The sequence below is a fragment of the Bacillus sp. D7-8 genome (assembly GCF_052055895.1).
GTDB classification, from domain to species: domain Bacteria; phylum Bacillota; class Bacilli; order Bacillales; family Bacillaceae; genus Bacillus; species Bacillus velezensis.
The window spans coordinates 1,078,692-1,100,290 of the sequence record NZ_CP179922.1 but is presented as its reverse complement, the minus strand read 5'-3'; the positions used below and the strand labels follow the sequence as shown (position 1 = coordinate 1,100,290).

At 48.4% G+C, this 21,599-nt stretch carries 22 protein-coding genes; 6 read left to right on the top strand and 16 right to left on the bottom strand.

All coding sequences use genetic code 11. The features are described 5' to 3' along the window. Positions 1-9 precede the first annotated feature (9 nt). From argF to ACKTRM_RS05670, 9 genes are all read right to left on the bottom strand, one after another. Entirely contained in the window at positions 10-981 is a 972-nt protein-coding gene (argF, locus tag ACKTRM_RS05710) for an ornithine carbamoyltransferase (RefSeq protein ID WP_012117275.1), read from the bottom strand. Further along, complete coding sequence (locus ACKTRM_RS05705; protein WP_012117274.1) at positions 969-4,064, bottom strand: carbamoyl phosphate synthase large subunit; 3,096 nt, start codon at positions 4,062-4,064, stop codon at positions 969-971. Before ACKTRM_RS05705 ends, argF begins: the two co-directional genes overlap by 13 nt. Continuing rightward, positions 4,057-5,115 (bottom strand): carbamoyl phosphate synthase small subunit, encoded by a 1,059-nt coding sequence (locus ACKTRM_RS05700; RefSeq protein ID WP_012117273.1) that lies wholly within the window; start codon positions 5,113-5,115, stop codon positions 4,057-4,059. The genes ACKTRM_RS05705 and ACKTRM_RS05700 overlap by 8 nt, the downstream gene beginning before the upstream one ends. 69 nt (positions 5,116-5,184) lie before the next feature. Then, the gene (locus tag ACKTRM_RS05695; RefSeq protein WP_007409133.1) at positions 5,185-6,342 is read right to left on the bottom strand and encodes an acetylornithine transaminase; all 1,158 of its coding nucleotides are present in this window, start codon (positions 6,340-6,342) and stop codon (positions 5,185-5,187) included. Continuing rightward, on the bottom strand, positions 6,339-7,115 hold the full coding sequence (argB, locus tag ACKTRM_RS05690) for an acetylglutamate kinase (protein WP_007409134.1): 777 nt from the start codon (positions 7,113-7,115) through the stop codon (positions 6,339-6,341). Before argB ends, ACKTRM_RS05695 begins: the two co-directional genes overlap by 4 nt. Before the next feature lie 14 nt (positions 7,116-7,129). Further along, positions 7,130-8,347: a bifunctional ornithine acetyltransferase/N-acetylglutamate synthase gene (argJ, locus tag ACKTRM_RS05685; RefSeq protein ID WP_007409135.1), complete on the bottom strand. Its 1,218-nt coding sequence runs from the start codon at positions 8,345-8,347 to the stop codon at positions 7,130-7,132. A 22-nt stretch (positions 8,348-8,369) separates the two neighbouring features. Then, a complete protein-coding gene (gene argC / locus ACKTRM_RS05680; protein WP_012117272.1) occupies positions 8,370-9,407 on the bottom strand; it encodes an N-acetyl-gamma-glutamyl-phosphate reductase in 1,038 nt (345 codons plus the stop codon). 164 nt (positions 9,408-9,571) lie between these two features. After that, positions 9,572-10,114, bottom strand: a complete 543-nt coding sequence (locus ACKTRM_RS05675) for an MFS transporter (RefSeq protein ID WP_012117271.1) — start codon at positions 10,112-10,114, stop codon at positions 9,572-9,574. Next, positions 10,111-11,547, bottom strand: a complete 1,437-nt coding sequence (locus ACKTRM_RS05670; RefSeq protein WP_012117270.1) for an FAD-binding oxidoreductase — start codon at positions 11,545-11,547, stop codon at positions 10,111-10,113. Before ACKTRM_RS05670 ends, ACKTRM_RS05675 begins: the two co-directional genes overlap by 4 nt. A 321-nt stretch (positions 11,548-11,868) precedes the next feature. On the opposite strand from ACKTRM_RS05670, the gene fosM reads away from it, so the two are divergent. Continuing rightward, a complete protein-coding gene (gene fosM / locus ACKTRM_RS05665) occupies positions 11,869-12,312 on the top strand; it encodes a FosM family fosfomycin resistance protein (RefSeq protein WP_012117269.1) in 444 nt (147 codons plus the stop codon). A gap of 108 nt (positions 12,313-12,420) precedes the next feature. Here the strand turns inward: fosM and ACKTRM_RS05660 are convergent, their stop codons facing one another. Then, on the bottom strand, positions 12,421-12,729 hold the full coding sequence (locus ACKTRM_RS05660; protein WP_003155088.1) for a metal-sulfur cluster assembly factor: 309 nt from the start codon (positions 12,727-12,729) through the stop codon (positions 12,421-12,423). 62 nt (positions 12,730-12,791) lie between these two features. Continuing rightward, a complete protein-coding gene (locus ACKTRM_RS05655; protein ID WP_012117268.1) occupies positions 12,792-13,559 on the bottom strand; it encodes a prolyl oligopeptidase family serine peptidase in 768 nt (255 codons plus the stop codon). Between the two features lie 120 nt (positions 13,560-13,679). Here ACKTRM_RS05655 and ACKTRM_RS05650 point away from each other — a divergent pair, with 120 nt between their 5' ends. From ACKTRM_RS05650 to ACKTRM_RS05640, 3 genes are all read left to right on the top strand, one after another. Then, positions 13,680-14,492 (top strand): Cof-type HAD-IIB family hydrolase, encoded by an 813-nt coding sequence (locus ACKTRM_RS05650; RefSeq protein ID WP_007409141.1) that lies wholly within the window; start codon positions 13,680-13,682, stop codon positions 14,490-14,492. Between the two features lie 85 nt (positions 14,493-14,577). Beyond that, positions 14,578-14,727 (top strand): hypothetical protein, encoded by a 150-nt coding sequence (locus tag ACKTRM_RS05645; RefSeq protein WP_003155094.1) that lies wholly within the window; start codon positions 14,578-14,580, stop codon positions 14,725-14,727. Beyond that, positions 14,727-14,924 (top strand): DUF3813 domain-containing protein, encoded by a 198-nt coding sequence (locus ACKTRM_RS05640; protein WP_003155097.1) that lies wholly within the window; start codon positions 14,727-14,729, stop codon positions 14,922-14,924. Before ACKTRM_RS05645 ends, ACKTRM_RS05640 begins: the two co-directional genes overlap by 1 nt. Positions 14,925-14,960: 36 nt before the next feature. Here the strand turns inward: ACKTRM_RS05640 and ACKTRM_RS05635 are convergent, their stop codons facing one another. Together ACKTRM_RS05635 and ACKTRM_RS05630 are read right to left on the bottom strand one after the other, a co-directional pair. Beyond that, positions 14,961-15,422 (bottom strand): BsuPI-related putative proteinase inhibitor, encoded by a 462-nt coding sequence (locus tag ACKTRM_RS05635; protein ID WP_007409142.1) that lies wholly within the window; start codon positions 15,420-15,422, stop codon positions 14,961-14,963. A 14-nt stretch (positions 15,423-15,436) separates the two neighbouring features. After that, positions 15,437-16,279 carry a YitT family protein gene (locus ACKTRM_RS05630; protein ID WP_007409143.1) on the bottom strand — a complete coding sequence of 281 codons (843 nt, stop codon included), beginning with the start codon at positions 16,277-16,279 and terminating at the stop codon, positions 15,437-15,439. Positions 16,280-16,404: 125 nt separating this feature from the next. Here ACKTRM_RS05630 and ACKTRM_RS05625 point away from each other — a divergent pair, with 125 nt between their 5' ends. Together ACKTRM_RS05625 and ACKTRM_RS05620 are read left to right on the top strand one after the other, a co-directional pair. Further along, positions 16,405-17,256 carry a DegV family protein gene (locus ACKTRM_RS05625; protein WP_012117267.1) on the top strand — a complete coding sequence of 284 codons (852 nt, stop codon included), beginning with the start codon at positions 16,405-16,407 and terminating at the stop codon, positions 17,254-17,256. Positions 17,257-17,304: 48 nt separating this feature from the next. Next, entirely contained in the window at positions 17,305-17,427 is a 123-nt protein-coding gene (locus ACKTRM_RS05620; protein WP_003155105.1) for a hypothetical protein, read from the top strand. 48 nt (positions 17,428-17,475) lie between these two features. Here ACKTRM_RS05620 and ACKTRM_RS05615 read toward each other — a convergent pair whose 3' ends face one another. The 3 genes from ACKTRM_RS05615 to ACKTRM_RS05605 form a co-directional block, all read right to left on the bottom strand. Beyond that, positions 17,476-18,726 (bottom strand): cytochrome P450, encoded by a 1,251-nt coding sequence (locus ACKTRM_RS05615; RefSeq protein WP_012117266.1) that lies wholly within the window; start codon positions 18,724-18,726, stop codon positions 17,476-17,478. A 132-nt stretch (positions 18,727-18,858) separates the two neighbouring features. After that, the gene (locus tag ACKTRM_RS05610; RefSeq protein WP_012117265.1) at positions 18,859-20,508 is read right to left on the bottom strand and encodes a methyl-accepting chemotaxis protein; all 1,650 of its coding nucleotides are present in this window, start codon (positions 20,506-20,508) and stop codon (positions 18,859-18,861) included. Continuing rightward, positions 20,505-21,482 (bottom strand): BMP family lipoprotein, encoded by a 978-nt coding sequence (locus tag ACKTRM_RS05605; RefSeq protein ID WP_012117264.1) that lies wholly within the window; start codon positions 21,480-21,482, stop codon positions 20,505-20,507. Before ACKTRM_RS05605 ends, ACKTRM_RS05610 begins: the two co-directional genes overlap by 4 nt. Positions 21,483-21,599 lie beyond the last annotated feature (117 nt).

Genomic DNA, 21,599 nt, shown 5'->3' with positions numbered 1-21,599 from the left:
GAATGAGATTCAGCGGTTTTTTTGTTCATCCTGTTTGTAAAGAAGAGCTTTCAGGAGCGCTTTTTGCGCGTGAAGCCGGTTTTCCGCCTGCTGAAATACCGCAGAGTTCGGGCCGTCGATAATCTCGGACGTGACCTCTTCTTCCCGATGCGCGGGCAGGCAATGCAAAAATGTATAGTCGGGTTTGGCGAGACTGACGAGTGAGGCGTTGACTTGATACGGGGCAAACACATTCAGCCGCTGCTGCGTCTCTTCCTCCTGCCCCATGCTCGTGAAGACGTCGGAGTAAATCACGTCTGCATCCCGCACCGCTTCCTGCGGATTTTCGGTAAGGGTGATTTTCGCTCCGGAAACAGCCGCCGCTTCTTTCGCGGCATTTACCGCCTCTTCCTCTACTTCATAGCCTTTCGGCGAAGCAATCGCAATGTCACAGCCCATTTTTGCGCAGCCAATCATTAGTGAATGCGCTACATTATTTCCGTCACCGATATAGGCGGCTTTTACTCCTTTTAATTTTCCTTTTATTTCTTGTATCGTTAACAGATCCGCGAGTGCCTGACACGGGTGATACCGGTCGGTCAGCCCGTTTATGACGGGAATGTCTGCATGCTCGGCAAGCTCTTCGACTTTTTCATGCTCAAAGGTGCGGATCATAATGGCATCAACGAAGCCGGACAGCACCTTCGCCGTATCCGCGACTGTCTCCCCCCGCCCAAGCTGCAGGTCGCTGCTTGAAAGAAATAGTCCCGTTCCCCCGAGCTGGGCCATTCCCGCTTCAAAAGACACACGTGTGCGGGTTGAAGATTTTTCAAAAATCATCGCCAATGTTTTCCCTTGGAAAATCGGCTGTATCGGATGTTGTTTTAATAATGAAGCTTCTGTCAGAAGCGCATTGATGTCTGACGGGCTGACATCTTTTAAGGAAAGAAAATCTTTGCCGTACAAATGGGTTAATGTGTGTTCCGCTTTTATTGTGTGCATGATGCCACTTCCTTTTGATAAAGATCTTTGAGCGATACAGGCTCAGGTTTGCCGGAGCCGCTTGCTAAAAATGCCTTTACGGTTTCCGGTTCAGTAAAGACCGTCACACCGTGCGTCATGGCTTCAATCCGTTGTTTACGCGCTTCTTCAGAGTGATTGAAATTGATATGGACCGCTTTATCCTTTCGCTCTGCCCATGCCGGGAACGCATCTTTGCATACGGTAAATCCCGCCTCTTGAGCCTGACGTTCCAATTCCGCATCACAGCCTTCCAGATAGATGCTGCCTTTTTTCTCCCAGACGTGCGCGTAGATTTTTTTCAGGGCGCTTTCTGCGTCAAACGCGACACACATGCCTTCTCCGGTCGACTTCATTTCCGGCCCGGGCTTTACGTCCACATCCTGAATGGCGTGCGAAGAAAAAACCGGGAATTTCACTGCCGTTCCGTGCTGATTTTGAACCTCGGGCTTGATGTCTTTAAGGGAAGCGCCGGCCAGCAATCTGGCGGCAAGCGGGATCATCGGCACCCCCATCACTTTAGACACGACAGGAACCGTGCGGCTTGCCCGCGGATTCACTTCAAGAACGAGAATATCCCCTTTGTCATCAATGACAAACTGAATGTTCATGATGCCTTTAAAAGCCAGTTTTACCGCGATTTTTTCGGCGGCCTCTTTTATATTCCGCTGCATATCAGGTGTGACAGACGGACCCGGAAGAATCGCAAAACTGTCGCCCGAATGGACACCGGCGCGTTCAATGTGCTCTGTGTAAGTCGGCACAAATACTTCATGTCCGTCGGAAATCAGATCGATCTCCAATTCTTTTCCTGTAATGTACTGATCGATCAAAATCGGATACGGCATGCCCGCTTCATTTTCCAGCAGTTCTGACATTTGCGCTTCTGAATCAACGATGATCATGCCCATCCCACCGATGACATAAGACGGACGGATCAGCACGGGGTAGCCGATTCGGCTTGCTTTTTCCGTTGCTTCTTCTTTTGAATAAGCGGTTTCGCCTTTGGCATGTTTCAGGTCAAGGTCATCAAGCAGCTGATAAAACAGATCCCGATCCTCCAGCGCATCAAGGGTTTCAAAGGATGTTCCGAGCAGCGGAATGCCCGCTTTTTCCAGCGGTTCAGCGGCATTGATCGCGGTCTGTCCCCCAAACTGGACGATGGCAAAATCAATGTTTTCATGTTCCGCCACATTCAAAATATGTTCTGTCGTCAGCGGTTCAAAATAAAGCCGGTCAGCGATTTCATAATCCGTGCTTACTGTTTCCGGATTGTTATTGATCATAATCGTTTCATACCCCAGCTTTTGCAGGGTCAGAACGCCGTGGACGGCGCTGTAATCAAATTCCACTCCCTGACCGATGCGGATCGGGCCTGAGCCGATGATGAGGGCGCGTTTTTTCTCTTTTCGGCTGATATCTCCGTCGCTTTCCCCGAGGTAGGTGGAGTAGAAATAATTCGTCTTGGCATCAAATTCAGCGGCGCATGTATCTACGATTTTAAACGACGGGACGATGCCTGATTTCTTTCTGAGAGCACGGATGTCTTCTTCCGTTTTTCCCGTGAGAGATGCGATCATGACATCCGTGAAGCCCTTTACCTTCGCCTGCTTTAAAAGTGGGAAAGACAGATGATCCCCTTCTTCCATCAGCTTGTTTTCCAATGTGATGATATTTCGGAATACATGGAGAAAAAACGGGTCAATTTTCGTTTTGGCATGGATGTCTTCTATCGTTTCACCGCGGCTTAACAGCTCCATGACGACGAAAAATCTCCGGTCATCCGGCGTTACCGCTAATTCCCACAGCTGATTGATCGTACAGCCGCCGAGTTCAGGCAGGCGGGTGCCGATCGTTTTCAGCTCAAGGGAGGCCGCCGCTTTTTGAATGGCCGCTTCCATATTTCTTTCAATCGCCATGACCTCTCCCGTCGCTTTCATTTTCGTTCCGAGCGTGCGGTCGGCATGTTTAAATTTATCAAACGGCCAGCGCGGGAATTTGACGATGACATAATCAAGCGCCGGTTCAAAGCTTGCATAAGTAGAGCCCGTCAGCGGATTTTTCAGTTCATCAAGCGTATAGCCGACGGCAAGTTTCGCCGCCATTTTGGCAATCGGATAGCCGGTCGCTTTTGACGCGAGAGCTGAAGAGCGGCTGACACGCGGGTTCACTTCAATGACATAGTACTGTTTGCTGAACGGATCCATCGCAAATTGAATGTTGCAGCCGCCGACCACATCCAGCGCCGAAATAATCGCCAGGCTTGCTGAACGCAGCATCTGATATTCTTCATCCGTTAACGTCTGGGACGGTGCGACGACAATGGAGTCCCCTGTGTGCACGCCGACGGGATCGATGTTTTCCATATTACAGACGGTGATGCATGTATGATTGCTGTCGCGCATGACCTCATATTCGATTTCTTTAAAACCGGCGATGCTTTTTTCGACGAGGCATTGGCTGATCGGGCTTGCTAAGAGCGCCTGTTTAATAAGCGTCTGAAACGCTTCTTTCGTTTTCGCGATTCCGCCTCCCTTTCCGCCTAACGTGTACGCCGGTCTCAGAATGACCGGAAATCCGATAGACTCAGCGAAACGGAGGGCGTCTTCTTCGTTGTCGACGATTTCGCTTTCCGGAACGGGCTGATCGAGCTCTTTCATCAGAGCACGGAACTGCTCCCGGTCTTCGCCTTTTTGAATGGTTTCCACCGATGTTCCCAAAAGCTTGACGTGATGCTTCTTCAGCACGCCTGCTTCTTCAAGCTTAACGGCTAAATTCAATGCCGTCTGGCCGCCCAAATTGGCAAGCAGACCGTCCGGTTTTTCTTTTTCAATAATGGCCTCGATGCTGTCGGTTGTGAGCGGTTCAAAATATATTTCATCGGCAAACGCCTCATCCGTCATAATCGTTGCCGGGTTGTTGTTGACTAGAATAACGCGGTATCCTTCTTCTTTCAGAGCCATGCAGCCCTGCGTTCCTGAATAATCAAATTCTGCCGCCTGGCCGATGATGATGGGGCCGGAGCCGATGACTAATATGCTGGAAATGGTTGTATCTTTAGGCATGAGCGATTTCTCTCCTTGCTGGTATCACTTTCTCTAGAAATTCATCAAATATCCACTCGCTCTCAGCCGGTCCGGGGTGAGCTTCAGGGTGGAACTGGACGCTTAATACGGGAAGGCGCTTATGAATGAGCCCTTCCACTGATGTGTCATTGACATGATGAAATCTGATGGACAGCTCGTTTTCGTCAATTGATGCTTCATCAACGACATAGCTGTGGTTCTGGCTTGTCATAAACACCCGTTTCGTTTTCCGGTCAATGACGGGATGGTTGGCACCCCTGTGGCCGAACGGCAGCTTATACGTATTTCCTCCGAAAGCCAGGGCAATCAGCTGATGTCCGAGGCAAATGCCGAGTGCGGGGAAATCACTGAGTAATGATGTAATCCGGTTCATGTACGGCGCAATCGCTTTCGGGTCGCCCGGGCCGTTTGAGAGCACGATTCCGTCAGGCTGAATGTCGTAAACAGCGTTCATCTGCTGATACGGAATGACCGTTACTTTACAGCCGCGCTTTACAAGTGACGAGGCGATTGATTTTTTATAACCGAAATCAATCAGCGCAATATGCCGGTCTCCGTTCCCCATTGACGTGATGTCTTCAGACTGCGCCAGCTCCGCCGGGTTTTCTGTTCCGGATGCTGCCGGAATTTCTCCTGTTGTTGACACGGCAGCGTTCATCGTGCCGCCGGAGCGGATGGTTTTGACGACGGCCCGTGTGTCCACTTCGGTTAAGAGCGGGATGTTCCATTTATTTAAATACTCTCTCAAGCTTGAGACTGCTTCGTGGTGAGAAAAATGTTCACACGCTTCATAGACGGCAACAGCCTTGACTTGAGGAATCTTACTTTCAAGGTCTTTTTCATTAATTCCGTAGTTTCCGATGAGCGGATACGTAAAGACGATGATCTGACCCTTATATGACGGGTCTGTAAGCACTTCCTGATAGCCCGTCATTCCGGTGAAAAAAACCGCTTCGCCAACACAGCGGGCTTCTTTTTCAAGTTCACCGCCAAATGATGTTCCGTCTTCCAATACTAAATAGCCTTTCATCTAAAGCCCACCTCTTGATGAATAATTAATTAAAAATATGAATTTTTATACTTTTGTATCGAAAAAAAATTACCGTTTCACTGCCGAATGCGCTTCGATCGCTGCTTTCAGCATACTGACGGCCGACAGCATTTCTTCTTCAGAAACCGTAAGCGGCGGGAGCAGCCTGATGACATTCGGTCCGGCCGGAAGCACGAGAAGCCCGCGTTCCTGCAGATCTCCGATGATGCCGGACACGGGACCTGCGCATTCAATGCCGATTAATAACCCTTTTCCGCGGATTTCTTTTACAAAAGGCCCTGTCAGTTCACGGTTCAGCTGCGCTTTTAAAAATGATCCTTTGTCTGCCGCCGCCTGGAGAAAGTCCGGCTGAAACACAATATCCAAGGTTGCTTTCACAGCTGCCATGGCAAGCTTATTGCCGCCGAAAGTCGTACCATGCGTACCCGGCGTAAAGGCGTCTCCAAGCTTCTTTTTGCCGATCACGGCTCCGACGGGAAAACCGTTTCCAAGCCCTTTCGCAGCAGTGATGATGTCCGGCGAGATGCCGAAATGCTCATAGCCGAATGCCTTGCCCGTCCGGCCGATTCCGGTTTGAATCTCGTCTGCGATAAGCAGCGCCTGTTTGTCTTTGCAAAATGTCTGTAAGGCTTCGATGAATTCCGGATCGGCGGGATTGACTCCCCCTTCTCCCTGCACCGTCTCAAGCATGACGGCGGCGATATCATCCTCTTTTGAAAGCGTGCTGAATGCCGACGGATCATTGAACGGAAGATAGTGAAAGCCTTGAAGCATCGGTCCGAAACCGGTCTTGATTTTGTCTTGTCCGGTGGCGGCCATCCCCGCATAGGTCCGTCCGTGAAAGGATTGATGAAATGTTACAATTTTTGTCTTTCCCGTTGCTTTACGAGCAAGCTTAATGGCGCCTTCATTCGCTTCGGCCCCGCTGTTGCAGAAGAAAACGAGATCCCCCGCGCTATGTTCGGCAAGCTTTGCCGCGGCTTTTTCCTGAAGATCATTTTCAAACAGATTGGAAACGTGCCATACGCTGTCAAGCTGTTCTTTCACTGCTTCTGTGACCTCATCATGACAATGGCCGAGATTGGAAACGGCGATGCCCTGAATAAAATCGAGATACGTTTTTCCGTTTTCATCCTCTGCAATTGTCCCTTTCGCTTTTTTGATATCGATGGGCCAGCGGCTGTAGGTTTGAAATAGACTGCTCATGACACGCTCTCCTTTTCTTTGACGATTTTTGTTCCTTGGAAGGCTTGATCGGTGAAAAACGCTCCTTTTCCGTTTACGATCATCACTTCCTCGACGTCTTCACTCAGTGCCGATAATGCCGAGTTTACCTTCGGAATCATCCCTCCTGAAATCACGCCGTCATCTATGAGGGCCTGAATCTCTTGCGGCGTCAAAGTATCCAACCTGCTCTCTCCGTCCATAATTCCTTCGACATCCGTGACAAATAAAAGTTTGTCGGCGTGTAAGGCTGAAGCGACGGCCGATGCCGCGGCGTCTGCGTTGACGTTCAGCGTTTCGAAATCACTTGTCATGGAAAGCGGAGCGATAACGGGAATGATGCCTTCTTTCATTAATGCGTGAATGATTGACGGATCGGTTTTTTGTATTTCGCCGACTTCTCCGTATTTGTCTTGATTAAGGTAAGATGCTTGAAGGAGACCGCCGTCCTTTCCTGATATTCCCGCGGCTTTCAGCCCGTTTTTCGCGAGTTCGGTTACGAAAAATTTATTGATCGTCCCTGACAAGACCATTTCCGCTGTTTCCAGCACCGGTTTGGTCGTTTTCCGCTGTCCATCGACAAATTCCGTTTCAATCTGCAATGTTTTCAGCATTTTTGAAATGTCCGGGCCGCCTCCATGGACGACGGCAATGTTCCAGCCCGATTGCATAAGCTCTTTTACATTTTGAAAAAAATCGGCGGATAACTCGCGGATTACGCTGCCGCCGCACTTAAAAACGATGGTTTTCTTCATGCCGCTCCCCTTTGTTATGTGCGATAGCTCGCATTGATTTTAATATAATCATAGGTTAAATCACAGCCCCATGCCCGGCCGCTGCCGGAGCCTTCCTGCAGGCGGACTGCAATCGTAATCTCATCACCTGATAAGTACTCCTTGGCATCAGTTTCCGAAAACGGCTGAGGTTCGTTGTGTTTAAACAGACACTGGCCGCCGAGGAAAACTTCCACTTGTTCGGCCGTTACGCTTGCCGCACTGTGCCCGATTGCGCCGATGATGCGCCCCCAATTGGCGTCTGTGCCGTAAACGGCGGTCTTCACAAGGCTTGAGCCGACGATTTTTTTGGCGATAATATTCGCCTCAAGGTTGTTTTTCGCGCCTTCGACTCTGGCTTCAATTAATTTCGTCGCTCCTTCACCGTCTCTGGCTATATCTTTGGCAAGGTCTTCGCATACAAGCTTTAATCCCTTTTTAAAAGCCGGCCAGTCAGGGTGCTGCTCCGTCAGGCAATCATTCCCCGCGCAGCCGTTTGCCATCACAAGCACCATGTCATTCGTCGATGTTTCTCCGTCAACGGTGATTTGGTTAAATGAAACATCCGTAATCTCTCTGAGCGCGTTTTTGAGCGCCTGTTCTTCCACGGCCGCGTCCGTTGTGACAAAGCCGAGCATTGTCGCCATGTTGGGGTGGATCATGCCGGAGCCTTTCGCCGCTCCGCCGATCGTGATGATGTCTCCGCCGATCACCAGTTCATAACACGTCTGTTTCGTCACTGTATCCGTCGTCAAAATGGCTTCTTCAAATGCTCCGGACACGGACGGCGCTTGACCGAGCTGTTCAATGCCCGCTTGAATTTTTTTCATGTCTAAAAGCTCGCCGATCACCCCGGTTGACGAAACCGCAACAAGCTCCGGCTCAATGCCGAGCTGGCTCGCGAAGCCGTCCCGCATTTCATAGGCGTCCTTTAATCCTTGGTCTCCCGTACAGGCGTTGGCAATCGCGCTGTTGACGATAACCGCCTGAAGCACACCCTCTTTTTTCAGGCTGGCTTGCGTCACTTTCAGCGGTGCTGCCTGAAAATGGCTCTGCGTATATACCGCTGCACTGACTGCAGGCGCTTCGCTGATAATCGCTCCGAGATCTTTTTTTGAATAGCGCAGACCGCAGTGCACGCCCTTTGCCTCAAATCCTTTCGGCGAGGATACGCCGCCTTTTATTTTCGTGATTTCCTCACTCAGCTGAATCATATTTTTGAATCCCTCTTTCGTTCTATGGATAGACTGGCGTCATCGTAAGTCCCGTTTCTTCCTGCCAGCCATTCATGATATTTAAATTTTGAACCGCCTGCCCTGCGGCGCCTTTCATCAGATTATCTATGACAGAAACGATGGTGGCACGGTTTGTTCTTTCATCCACAGTGACACTGATATCACAAAAATTGCTGCCGTATACCTCTTTCGTCGCCGGAAATTCACCTTCCGGCCTGATTCTGACAAAATATGAATCTTTGTAGAATTCGGAATACAATTCTCTTACCTGTGCAGCAGACATACCCGGAGGAGCCTCCGTATACATCGTCGCCATAATGCCCCTTGTCATCGGCGCCAAATGAGCGGAAAACGTGATCGGGCCTGTGCCGGGCTGCCAAGCCGCTAATTGCTGTTCAATTTCCGGAGTATGCTGATGCTCATTAACCTTATAAATTTTGAAATTATCATTCAGCTCAGAATAATGAGTGCCCATGGATGCTTTTCGGCCGGCGCCGGATACGCCCGTTTTCGCATCAACAATCAGAAATGAATCTTGTAAAAGCCCATTCTTTGCCAGCGGGGCAAGCCCGAGCAGCACAGCCGTCGGAAAACATCCCGGATTGGCAATCAGCTTTGCAGTCTGAATCTCTTCTTTTTGCAGTTCAGCTAAACCGTAAACCGCGCTTTGAATCGTTCCTTTCGGAGCGGCCTTCCGCTTATACCACTTTTCATACACGGCCGGGTTTTGAATCCGCAGATCGCCGGATAGATCAATGACCGGAATGCCCGCCTCCGCCAGCTTGGGCGACCACTCTCCGGAAACGCCGGGCGGCGCGGCTATGAACATGACATCAATTTCGTTTCGGATCGTTTCTATATGAAGCGGCTGAAGTGATTGTGACGCTATATTCCTCAAATGCGGATATGAAGCGGCATATTCTTTTCCTTCGTCGCTCGATGAATATAATATACAATCTTCTGCATAAGGGTGATGGTTAAGAATCCTGACAAGTTCGGCGCCTCCATAACCAGTCGCGCCTATAATACCTATTTTCAACGGGTTCACCTTCTTGGTTTTTGTGAAATTATTTAACATTATAACATGAATAAAAATTAATTCAATTGTATATTTAATATTTTTTCATTCATTTTCCATCTGTTTTCGCTGACAAAAACCCCCCTCTCGATCGAGGGGGGCATAAGAAAAACAGGCTGATCGGATCAGCCTGTTTTTTTCAGCATCATCAGCCCGCTTATAAAAAACAGCACGGAGCTGGCGTAAAAAATAATATAAACCGTAAAGAAATCAGCGAGAAACCCGCCGAGAATAATGGCGGCAGCTGAAAATACGGCCGTCCAGAAATGATAGCTGCCGACTTTTTTTCCCCGCTCCCCGCCGTCGGTGTAATCGGCGATCATGATTTTCTCGCCGTGTTTTTGCATCGCGCCGAACAGGCCCAAAAGCACCTGCACAACATAAACCTGGTGTACGCCGGTAATGTGCGGGAGCGTCAGAAGAAGCACCGCCATCCCCCACGAATTTGCCATAAGGAACCAGCGGGAATCCAGTCTTGCCGACAGCCGGCCGAGCAGCGGATGAATCAATGCGCCGCTCAAGCCAAACAAGCCGTATGAGAGACCGAATTGCGTGTAGCTGGAACCGATGTTTTTAATAAATAAAATATAAAATGGAAAGATCAGGCTGCCGGCAAAAAAGACACTGCTCTGTGACAGGATCAGCCATTTTAAATGGTTGTGTTTCATGATTTGTACCTCTGATAAAAATAATTCATAAACAAGTCATCCGGATCATATTTGTGTTTTTTCTGAAAGAACATATCGCTTTTCGGATATGCCTCGCGCATCTGCTCTTTCGTTTGATACAGCATATACGGGAGATAATAACTGCCGCGGTGGCGCAATGCCGTATCCGTCATTTTTCTGACAATCCGCGCCGCGCTCGCCTGGCTGTCTTTTGAAAACCCTTCGTTGATTAAAAGAACGAGTGAAAACATGTCTTCCTTTGCGTATGACAGATCGGCTTTTTCATTTTTTTGCACGTAGCGGATCGTAATATTTACGAGATTGAGATCTTCATGTGACAGCGTCTTGCGTAAATCATGAATGTACGGCGCAAATTCGCCGACGGGCACGAAGTATTCTTGCAGCACGTCGGTGTTGTCCGTGTTTTCATATTCCAAAAATTTCGATTCTGACCGCATGACATTGTTCCTGGAGACTTTCACGCCGTTTTGGCTGAGAAAATAAGACTGCTGGGTTGACCAGAACCAATTTCTTCCCCAGTCATACCGGCGGGAGAGGCCGAGCGCGAATTTCGTCAGCGCCGGATGCTCATCTTCTTTCAGTTCATTGTGCCGCTTTAATTCTTTCTGATTGTCTGAGAGTGTGTAATCAGTCACATACATATCGTGCAAAAAGCCTTTATCCCCTGTTGCGATCCGCGCGAGATGCATGCGCACGGCGGGGTTGCGCCGAACATGCTGCGTAAAATATTGACTGTATGTATCAGCGTTCATGCGTTTCGTTTTCATTTCATAAAGCTCATCATCCGTCAGCTCAATATCCGCGTCCAGGATGACGCCGAACAGGCCGTAGCCGCCGATGACGGCTGAAAACAGGTCATCTTTCGGAGTAACGGTGATGACTTTGCCGTCCGCCTTTAAAAGATGAAACGATTTGACCGTATCAATCAGCGAACCGTACCGGATATCCCGGCCGTGGGCGTTGGCGCTCAGTGAGCCGCCGATCGTAAAAATGTTTTGCGATTGCATGACTTTTACCGCGAGCCCGTACGGATTGACATAGCGCTGAATATCATTCCACGTCGCTCCCGCCTGCACTCTGATGATTTTTTTCTTTCGGTCGAGACCGAGTATTTTGTTGTAGCCCGTCATGTCGAGAACGATACCGTCTTCATAATACGTCTGGCCGCCCATTGAGTGCTGGGCGCCTGCGATTGAGATCTTCAGATGCTTTCTCTTTGCTTCCTTAATCGTTTCGACCAATGTTTCTTTCTCTTTTCCTTTGACCGTCTGCTTAATTTTCACGGGCATGAGACGGCTGACATCTGTCATTGTCCCTGCCTGCTGCACCGGCTCTTTGTGAAAAGCGGAAACAGCGAACAGCGCCGTATAAACAAGAATGCTAAGGATAATGAGAAGTAATTTTTTCTTCATGGATTCCTCCCTCGCATGCAGCCGGTCTATTATATCATGCCTCACGTCCGTTTTTTTCCTTTTTAACCCGATACCGCAAAAAACCCCGAATGGTGGGAAACTCGGGTTTTTTAGTGACCAGCGTTCTTTCCGCACGCCGGTCTGCAGCGGCAAAGCAGACAGAACGGCGCCCGACAGAATCATGTTTAGTACAGCTCGAAACGGTCAGCCGGAAAACACCGGGCATAAAAATCCACAGAAATCCTTAAAATGATTTTTTAGTCAGTATATAATCGATATATATATGCAGATGTATTACCAGAGGGATTGTTTCAAACAAACATGTTAAATGAGGTGGGGAAAATAAACATAAAAGGAATCAATCATCTTCTTTTTTCTGTTTCAAATTTGGAAAAATCTATAGAATTTTATGAAAAAGTATTTCATGCACAGCTCCTGGTTAAAGGACAAAAGACAGCATATTTTGATCTGAACGGGCTTTGGCTTGCACTTAACTTAGAGGCGGATATACCAAGAAATGAAATACATAAATCTTATACGCATATGGCCTTTACAATTGACCCAAAAGATTTTGATGCAATACATCATAGGTTAAAAAATCTAAATGTAAATATATTAAATGGGCGTCCTAGGGATAAGCAAGATCAAAAATCAATTTATTTTACTGATCCCGATGGGCATAAATTTGAATTCCACACAGGTACACTCCAAGACAGACTGTCCTATTACAAAAAAGATAAACCTCATATGAAATTTTATATTTAAAGATTTGTTTGCGATCCAAAACAAACCCTCACTGTCGCTTATATTCAGACAAAAGAAAAGCACCTCCAAACTTTAGGATGTACCTAAAATCCGAGGTGCATTTTCTTATTACTGAATCCCTAATGCGATTTTTGCGTAGCGTGACATTTTGTCTCTTGTCCAAGGCGGATTCCAGACGATGTGGACCTCCGTCTCTTTTACATCCGGAATGTCGGCGAGCGCTTTTTTCACCTCGTCGACGATGATCGGAGCGAGCGGGCACCCCATTGATGTCAGTGTCATCGTAACGTGCGTCAGGCCGTCGTCATCCATATCAACGTCGTATACAAGGCCGAGATTGACGATATCGACGCCGAGCTCAGGGTCAACAACCTGCTCCAAGGCGCCCATGATGTTTTCTTTTAATGCTTCTTCCACGTTCCATCACTCCTTTTTCCTCAGTATAACGTAAAAGCGGCTTTTGTTAACACCTTTGTGCTTTATAAATGCTTATCGAACCAGGCGACGGTTTCTAAAACGGCGTATCTCGGGACTTTATGATCAGCCCGTTCGTCTTTCAGAAACTGAAGATGGTCAGGCCGGCTGCTGTAATGAGGTTTAATCGTTTCATAAAAGCCGCGGGTCGGTGCATACGGAACGACTTTGTCTTGAACGCCGTGCCAGAACAGCAGCGGGCGGCTGCGGAGTTTTTCCGGTTCCAGACTGAGATCGAACGGTTTGAGCCGCGCAAACAGTTCATCGACCTGTTCTTTTGTGACGTCAATGTCGATGTCCTGCTTTTGAATGTGGTCAATCTGCTGCTGAAAAAACGCCGTATAGTTCGGGCTTCCCATCAGACTGACGCCGGCTTTGACCCAATCATACGCGGCCATCGCGCCGAATGTAGTAATTCCGCCCATTGACGTGCCCGCAAGACCGATCCGCCCGTCTTCAATCAGACTGCGCGCTTCAAAATCCTTTTTCAGCACGTCAAGCTCCTCGATTTCATTTAATACAATATCCCAAAAATGGACGGCGAGCTCTTCTGCTGACAGCTGTTCAGCGCGTTCACCGTGGTAAAGAGCTTCCGGCAGCACGGCTCTGAAGCCCTTTTCAGCAAGCAGGTAAGCGAAATGAAGATTATGCTCCTTCGCGCTTGTAAAACCGTGAATAAAGAAAACAAGGGGAGCGGGACGGTCCCGATTTTCTTCTTTTACAATATGTAAAAACGGAATGCCTGATACGGTTTGATGATCAATAAGAATCACGTTGACTCCCTCCTTAGGATAACCATAATCATAAGTGTAACATGTAGACAATAAAGATGGTAAAAAGCTACACTGTACATAAGTGAAAAACAGCAAATTATATGACAAAAGGAGTTATTTATGGAGACAAAACCTTATCTCATCGCCTTAGATCTGGATGGAACTTTATTAAAAGACGATAAAACCATTTCCCCTGAAACGGCACGGACGATTCAGAAGCTGAAAGAAGCGGGCCATCATGTCTGCATCTCAACCGGGCGCCCTTTCCGTTCCAGTTCGATGTATTATGACGAGCTTGGGCTGACAACGCCGATTGTCAATTTTAACGGGGCATTTGTCCACCACCCGAAAGACGAATCATGGGGACGCTACCACACGTCTTTATCGGTCGATGTGGTCAGACAGCTTGCCGAACTTACAGAGACCTATCAAATACATAATGTGCTCGCTGAGGTCATTGACGATGTGTACTTCCATTATCATGATGAGCATTTAATTGAGGCGTTTCATATGAATACGGCGAATGTCACATTCGGCGATCTGCGTGAAACGGTCAAGGAGGATGTAACGTCCGTATTGATTCATGCAAAGGAAGAGGACGTCGCGGATATACGCGCGCATTTATCCGATGTGCACGCCGAGGTCATTGACCACAGAAGATGGGCGGCTCCGTGGCATGTGATTGAAATCATTAAACACGGGATGAATAAAGCGGTCGGCCTGAAGAAAATCAGCGACTATTACCAAGTGCCGAGAGAACGGATCATCGCGTTCGGCGACGAAGACAACGATCTTGAAATGCTCCGGTTTGCCGGGTGCGGCGTAGCGATGGGAAACGGCACGGATGAAGTCAAACAGGCCGCCGACCGCGTCACGGGATCAAATGAAGCGGACGGAATCGCCGAATTTTTAAAATCCTATTTCTCCCTGTGAGGTTTTGCCGCTCATAACACAAAGCCTTCCGCCCATACTAAAACAGACGACTCATCTCGTCTAAATATGGAAGGGGGACATTGCAATGGGTAAACGAAACAAATCAAAACGGTTTATTCAGCAAGGCAAGGACTCTGTCAGTCTTCATGACGCAAGATTTCCATATCGGTCTACATTAGAGGAAGCACAGCATGATGCAGCAAAAGATTCGGCTGAAAGGCAGGTTGACTTTTAATGAGAAACGAACTGTTTTCTCAAGCCAAGTCATTTGTCCAGCAGGCCGTCATGATTGCTAACGGTTTCGAGGACGGCGATCAGGAAAAAGCTGTTTCACGCGCCAAAAACGCCGTGTCTTCCGCGTACGCCAATTCGACGGATGCAGAACGTCAGCAGCTGCACCAATTTCAGGATCAGCTGGAGAAATTGCAATAAAAAAAGGCGCCCCGTTTAGACGAGGGCGCCGCTTTTTTATTTCACTTCAAATGTTTTTACCGTTTTCAGTCTTTTTCCGATCTGATCGGACTTCCCTAAAAACGTCACCGTCACCGTGTATGTTCCCGGACCAGGCACGTTCTTCCACACATCTGAAAAGTCATACGTTTCATTCGGCATTAAGGTCACGGTCTGAAACGCCTGAGTAAACATTTTGTCTTTTGAATAGCGGTACAGTTCTTTGTGATGTTGGTCATGTACGGTCAATTCGAATTTCTGCCCTGAGCTGAATGTGAAATCGATCGGGCTGCCGCTCTTGTTTTTTAAAGACATTTGAAATTCGATCTGCTGATCCGTCTGCACAGGGTTTACGGCTAATTCCGCTTGCTGTTCATTCATCTCTCCGGATACCTCCTCAGCGGGCTCCTTCTGCCCGGATTGACTGCTGCATCCGATCAATAAAATGACCGGTAATAACAGGCCAAACAGCCACTTCATTCTATCCGCTCCTATCAGTCTTTTCTGAAGAAACCAAAGATCCCCGTCGTTTGCACGATGTTTGTGAAGGCTTTCGGGTCGACTTCTTTCACGATTTTCTCAAGGTCATACAATTCGTACCGCGTGATGACGATGATCATCATTTCTTTCTGTTCGTTTGTGTAAGCGCCTTTTGCCGGCACCGTCGTAATGCCGCGGACCATTTTCCCGTAAATCGCTTCTTTGATTTCATCGGCTTTTTTTGTAACGATCATGGCGGTCAGTTTCATGTGGCGGGTGTGAATGGCGTCAATCACCCTTGTTGTGACATACAGAGCGACAAGGGTATATAATGCTTTCTCCCATCCTTGCAATAATCCTGCCGTCAAAATGATAATCCCGTTCAAAATGAAGAAATATGTGCCGACCGGCTTATCCTTCCATTTGGCCAGCACCATCGACACGATATCAAGACCGCCTGTCGAAGCGCCGAATTTCAGCGTTAAACCGATGCCGATAGCTGAGATGACTCCTCCGAATACGGTATTCAGAAGAATATCGTGCGACAGTCTCATTTCCGGAAGAATTCCCATAAAGACGGACGTCAGCGCTACGCTTAAAATGCTGTATACAGTGAATGATCTGCCGACTTTCAGCCACCCTAACACACCGATGGGAATGTTTAAGAGGAACATGAGAACTCCTGTCGAAATATAAAAGGGGGCGTATTGATCAACGACGCTTGACAGCAGCTGGGCGACACCGGTAAAACCGCTGGCATATACATTCGCCGGTATCAGGAATAAATTCAGTCCCGCCGCATACAGAAACGCGCCGATGACGACGATTGCTAATTTTTTTGCTTGTTCTAGTACCATGGCTTGCTCCTCCGCTCATTTTCATTATTAGCTTTTCCCTTAAAATAAAGTTTTGAACACTATTTTGCCACATTTATATGATATAGTTGGCATCACTCTCACCAATCGGAAAGAAGGGAATTATGATGACAGTTCACCTTATTGCTGACAGCGCCTCTGACCTGCCGAAATCTTATATTGAAGAAAACCGGATCGGGTTCATTCCGCTGCACGTAACACTTGACGGAAACGAATATGAGGACACGGTCACCATTCAGGCGGATCATATATTTCAAGCGATGCGGGACGGGAAAGTTCCGAAAACATCCCAGGCATCACCGGATACGATAAAAAAAGTATTTTTACAATACGCGGAACTGGGAGAACCGGCGATATACATCGCCTTTTCCTCAGGTCTTTCCGGCACCTATCAGACGGCCGTAATGATCGCCAATGAAGTAAAAGAGGAATTTCCCGATTTTGATTTACGGATTGTAGATTCCAAATGCGCTTCATTGGGCTGCGGCCTCGCGGTGATGCACGCGCAAACACTCTGTGTTAACGGGAATACAATACAAGAAATCGAAACGTCTGTAAAGAGCTTTTGCGCACGGATGAAACATATATTTACGGTCGATGATGTCGCTTATCTCGCGCGGGGCGGCAGAATTTCAAAAACGTCCGCTTTTGTCGGGGGGCTTTTGAACATCAAACCGATTCTGCATGTGGATGACGGCAGGCTCGTGCCGCTCGAAAAATTGCGCGGACAAAAGAAACTGTTTAAACGGATTATAGAAAAGATGAAGGAAGAAGGCGGCGATTGGGCGGATCAAACCGTGGGGATCAGCTATGCAGATAACGAGGAGACGGCGCTTCGGATGAAGGAAATGATTGAAGAAGCGTTCCATCCGAAAGAGATCATTCTTCATTCAATCGGCTCTGCGATCGGCGCGCACTCCGGGCCGGGCACGCTCGCGATTTTTTTCCTGAAGCCATAATTTCAATGCGGGCGGGCATCCTAACGGACAGAAGGGAGGCTTTGCCGCATGAAAGATGATGACAAAAAACCGTTGGACAATAACGCCGTAAACCAGAAAAAGAACCGGCTTGCCGAAAAAAACCGGCAGGCGGGAAAAAACCAGAATTCCAAAAAACCGGACCATCTGTAAAAGCAAAACAGCCCTCTTGTCTTAGAAGAAAGAGGGTTGTTTTTTGTTCTATATGCGTCTAACATCACTTATCACGAATCCGCTTTCAGGCAATGCCGGCATTCTGGACAGGCTGAAGCTCAAATCTTGGGACGGAACATCGTACTCTATTTCATTGGCAAGAAACGCAAGGGAAGTTTTCATGACTTCCACGGTCATTCCCTCACCCGGACAGCGGTGGCCGTTGGCCGGATCACCTCCGCCCTGGGGAATGAAATCAAATTTATTTTCCTCCCGCCCCTGAAAACGTTCCGGGCGAAATTCATTCGGATTCTCCCAAAGCCGGGAATCATGGTTTGTTCCATATAGGTCAAGCATGACGGATGCACCCTTTTTAAACTCACAGTTCTTCCATACGAAATCTTTTTTCACAACGGCTCCTAAAAACGGGGCAAACGGGTAATACCGCCGAACTTCATGTGCAAATCTTTCGGCCTCCTGATCATCTCTCGATCTCAGTTTGCCCCGATATTCAGGGTAATCATGCAATGCAAGAGCTGAAAACGTAATGAAGTAAGAAATGGCGGCAATCGGGCGCAGAACATTAATAAGCTCAACAGCAGCCATGTGAGAATCAAGTCTGTTCCCGTCAAGTTCTGTATGAAAAGCCATTTCATACAAGGCTGAGCCCTCCGGCGTTTGCAGCTTGCCGGACCGCACATCCTCAATGACCTCCTCTATCCATTTCTCCGTTTTCAGCCTCGCCCTTCTGCCTTTCCAATGACGCGGTCCGACAGCGCCGAATGCGTCTACCATATCGGTGAAATCCTCCGCCCGCTCTTTCACTTCTGAGTCTTTCAGCGGGACGCCGGCCCACTCACAGGCAGCCCGGCACAGCACTTTCTTCGCTTCATCAAAAAGGACAATTCGGTTTGAACCCTCCCACATTTCCGCAGATGCTTTCCACTGTTTTGCCACCGCTTCCGCAAGCCGTTTTTGCCGGGGCGGCGTCATCAGCGACATAAATAGAAGCTTCCTGTGCTTATGCCGTTCACCGTCCATTGCCTGGATTGCCCCTGTTCCGAATAACGTTTTCTGCACCCGTTTGGGGAGGGCATGCTCCCGCTGAAATCGTTCTGTGTCATAAAAAAGCTTTGCGGCTTCCGCTCCGCTCATACAAATGAATGTCTTCCCTAATAAACGGGCGCGAAACACATCCGAGCGATAATTCTCCGCTCGGTTTTTCACAAATACATAACCATCGCGTAATAAAGCCAGACTATTATCAAGACCCTTTTCATGCGGAATTTGTTCATCCATCCCGATTCCTCCCTTCTTTTTTCACCTTTCTCGAAAAAGAATAAATATAAACACATGTATATTCAGTATTTGTGTTTCATTCAGAAGTTACTCATGTCAGGCTGCAAAAATCAGGGGCGGGGCAAAAGCCCGTTACAAAGTAAACCGGCGGACCTGATCGTTTAACCGCTCTGTCAGGCTCACCAGATTATTGACGCTTTCCGCCATTTTATGAAAAGAAGACAGCTGCTCAAGCGCGGAGGCAGAAATCTCTTCGCTTCCTGCAGCCGTTTCCTGAACGACGGCGCTGATGCTCTCGGCATGCTGGAGCACTTGCCCGCCAAGCTGTTTCGATTCGATGATCCGTCCGTCCAATTGAGTAAGCTCCGCCTTAATATGGGCGGCTTTTTGTTCAATATGGGCGAATGATTCTGACGTTTTCTCCATCAGCTCCTGCTGTCTGTCCGCTAAAGCGACGCCGGTCGTGACAGCTCCGGTAATAGACGTGATGCCGTCTTCAATTTGCTTTACCATATCGAAAATCTGCGCGGTCGCTTTGGCTGATCCGTCTGCGAGCTTCCGTATCTCCTCGGCAACGACGGCAAATCCTTTTCCGGCCTCGCCTGCTCTGGCCGCCTCGATTGCGGCGTTTAATGACAGCAGATTGGTCTGGCCCGCAATGTCAGAAACGGTCTGCGCCATCATACTGATGCCTGCCGCATGCTCTATGAAGAGATCGGCGGCTTCGGAAATCTCTTTTGATGTCTCATTGCTTTTATCAATGGCTTGCTTGGTCTCGGCTAAAGCACCGCGCCCCGCAGCCACCGCCGCAATCGTCTCTTCGCTGCTTCTCGTCGTTTGTTTTGAACGTTCGGCGTTCGCCTTTGAATGTTCATCCATTTGTTCAATGAATTGCACCGCATGCTGCAGATCTTCTGAAATGGTTTGGGAGCCTTGCGCCATTTCTTCCGTCGACACGGACACCTGCTCGGTCATGTCCTTCAGCGTCTGGTTTTCCTTCGTCAAACCTTCCGCGAAAGTCTCGACTTCACGGCCGACCTCTCCGATCGCCTGAATTAAGGTGCGGAGCTGTTCAGCCATTATTCCGAATGAGTCATTCAGCTCTTTCAGTTCGTCCTTCCCTTTATAATCAAGCATTTCAACAGCAAGGTTTCCTCCTGCAATACGACGGGCATTTTCAGCCATGCGGCGGATCGGCCCTGCAATTCTCTTCGTCAGCCTGATGGAAGATATGACGGTGACGGCAAGTATCACGATGGTCAGCACGGCTGCGCTGTAAACGATAAACTGAATCTGGTCAGCCGTCTGCTTCTGCATGTCTTCATAGTGATCCCGGCTTTTCAGATTCAGCATATAAATATCATTCAGAAGACCGTTGATGCGGGCCGCCGTCCTTGTCGCTTCAGCCGGGCTTTTCGAATCAAGAGCAGCGTCCGCCTCCGCCTGCCATGATTCGTATTTTTTGGCGAGTTTGTCATAAGCAGCTTTGTCTGCACCGTCCGTCATCGTTTTTTTGAGCGCCGCCAGTTTGTCTGAGCTGCTTTTCATATAGCTTCGCACATCTTCTTTCTGGGCGTCTGCGAGCGTATAGGAATAGCCGGTGATGCTTTCTTTTAACGTATTAAGGTCAGCTTTTGCTTCCTGGACGTTTAACAGCGCATCCACTTCATCTTCATTTGAAGCCTGAATCTTCATCATGTTTACAATGGTAAAGCCGATGACGGCGGCGAAGCAAATCATCGTAACGGCTGCGTTAACGAGCAGCCTTGTCCGTAATGTCACTTCAGATCGCCTCCTTTTTCAATCAGACTGTTTTTCATATCCGTGATCTTTTTCGTCAGCCCGCCTGCGTTTTTGACAACTCTGATCTTAGCTAATTCCATGCCGTTTTCCTTCAGTCCGTAAACGATCTCTCCGCTTTTGATCTCCTTGTTGTCTTTTAAATCTTTCGCCAATTCATAGATGACATGGTCGACGTTTTTCACTAAAGAAGAGATAACCGCGTGCTCGGCGGTGTAATATTGATCGCTGTCAACACCGATGGCGTATACTTTTTGCGCCTCCGCTTCTTTCAGTGCGCCGACACCCGTGAAGCCGGCCGCCGTAAACAGGACATCGGCTTTTTTTCGGATCATGTTTTGGGCGATGCCCTTCCCGAGCTTATCATCATCAAACGTACCGCTGATGTCCGACAGCACGCGGATTCTCGGTTTGACTGATTCCGCCCCTTTCAGGTAGCCTTTCTTAAACCGTTTAATGACGTCGGCATCTGAACCGCCGATAAATCCGATTGTGCCGGTTTTGCTCGTCATGGCCGCCAGCGCTCCGGCTAAGAAGCTTCCTTCATCCTCTTTAAACGTGACGGAGGTGACATTATCCAGGTCTGATACGGAATCAATCAGCACAAACCGCTGCTTCGGATATTTTTTGGCGACCTTTTCTAAATCCGCCTGCATGCTGTAACCGAGCCCCACAACAAGATCATTGCCTTCCCGGACAAGCTGGGTCAGTCCTTTTTCGTATGTACCGGTGTCTTTTATTTCCCGATAGTCAAATGTGATGCCGAGCTCGTCTCTCGCTTTCATCAAACCTTGAAAGCCTGAATCATTAAATGATTGGTCGCCGAGGCCGTTGTCTGTCAGCATGATGCCGATTGTTTTCGTTTTTTCGGCCGCCGTTTCCTCAGATTTGCCGGCGCATCCCGCCGTGCTGAGCGCAATCAGCAGTACAGCCGCAAATATCGCCATTTTTCTCATTGAAACTCTCCTTTTGTTTTTTTCTATAGTTATATATCGGTTCGGATGTCAGAATATTTTATTTCAATAAAATATGTATGTTCGGCAGGATGTTAAACAAATGAGGGCATAGGAGCT

What these genes read in the sequence shown, in the direction of transcription:
- ACKTRM_RS05670 (WP_012117270.1), bottom strand. Translation starts at nt 11,547, where the DNA reads ATGAAGAAAAAATTACTTCTCATTATCCTTAGCATTCTTGTTTATACG.
- argF (WP_012117275.1), bottom strand. Translation starts at nt 981, where the DNA reads ATGCACACAATAAAAGCGGAACACACATTAACCCATTTGTACGGCAAA.
- fosM (WP_012117269.1), top strand. Translation starts at nt 11,869, where the DNA reads ATGTTAAATGAGGTGGGGAAAATAAACATAAAAGGAATCAATCATCTT.
- ACKTRM_RS05675 (WP_012117271.1), bottom strand. Translation starts at nt 10,114, where the DNA reads ATGAAACACAACCATTTAAAATGGCTGATCCTGTCACAGAGCAGTGTC.
- ACKTRM_RS05605 (WP_012117264.1), bottom strand. Translation starts at nt 21,482, where the DNA reads ATGAGAAAAATGGCGATATTTGCGGCTGTACTGCTGATTGCGCTCAGC.
- ACKTRM_RS05700 (WP_012117273.1), bottom strand. Translation starts at nt 5,115, where the DNA reads ATGAAAGGCTATTTAGTATTGGAAGACGGAACATCATTTGGCGGTGAA.
- argB (WP_007409134.1), bottom strand. Translation starts at nt 7,115, where the DNA reads ATGAAGAAAACCATCGTTTTTAAGTGCGGCGGCAGCGTAATCCGCGAG.
- ACKTRM_RS05625 (WP_012117267.1), top strand. Translation starts at nt 16,405, where the DNA reads ATGACAGTTCACCTTATTGCTGACAGCGCCTCTGACCTGCCGAAATCT.
- ACKTRM_RS05650 (WP_007409141.1), top strand. Translation starts at nt 13,680, where the DNA reads ATGGAGACAAAACCTTATCTCATCGCCTTAGATCTGGATGGAACTTTA.
- ACKTRM_RS05705 (WP_012117274.1), bottom strand. Translation starts at nt 4,064, where the DNA reads ATGCCTAAAGATACAACCATTTCCAGCATATTAGTCATCGGCTCCGGC.
- ACKTRM_RS05630 (WP_007409143.1), bottom strand. Translation starts at nt 16,279, where the DNA reads ATGGTACTAGAACAAGCAAAAAAATTAGCAATCGTCGTCATCGGCGCG.
- ACKTRM_RS05645 (WP_003155094.1), top strand. Translation starts at nt 14,578, where the DNA reads ATGGGTAAACGAAACAAATCAAAACGGTTTATTCAGCAAGGCAAGGAC.
- ACKTRM_RS05695 (WP_007409133.1), bottom strand. Translation starts at nt 6,342, where the DNA reads ATGAGCAGTCTATTTCAAACCTACAGCCGCTGGCCCATCGATATCAAA.
- ACKTRM_RS05615 (WP_012117266.1), bottom strand. Translation starts at nt 18,726, where the DNA reads ATGGATGAACAAATTCCGCATGAAAAGGGTCTTGATAATAGTCTGGCT.
- ACKTRM_RS05640 (WP_003155097.1), top strand. Translation starts at nt 14,727, where the DNA reads ATGAGAAACGAACTGTTTTCTCAAGCCAAGTCATTTGTCCAGCAGGCC.
- argJ (WP_007409135.1), bottom strand. Translation starts at nt 8,347, where the DNA reads ATGATTCAGCTGAGTGAGGAAATCACGAAAATAAAAGGCGGCGTATCC.
- ACKTRM_RS05635 (WP_007409142.1), bottom strand. Translation starts at nt 15,422, where the DNA reads ATGAAGTGGCTGTTTGGCCTGTTATTACCGGTCATTTTATTGATCGGA.
- ACKTRM_RS05620 (WP_003155105.1), top strand. Translation starts at nt 17,305, where the DNA reads ATGAAAGATGATGACAAAAAACCGTTGGACAATAACGCCGTAAACCAG.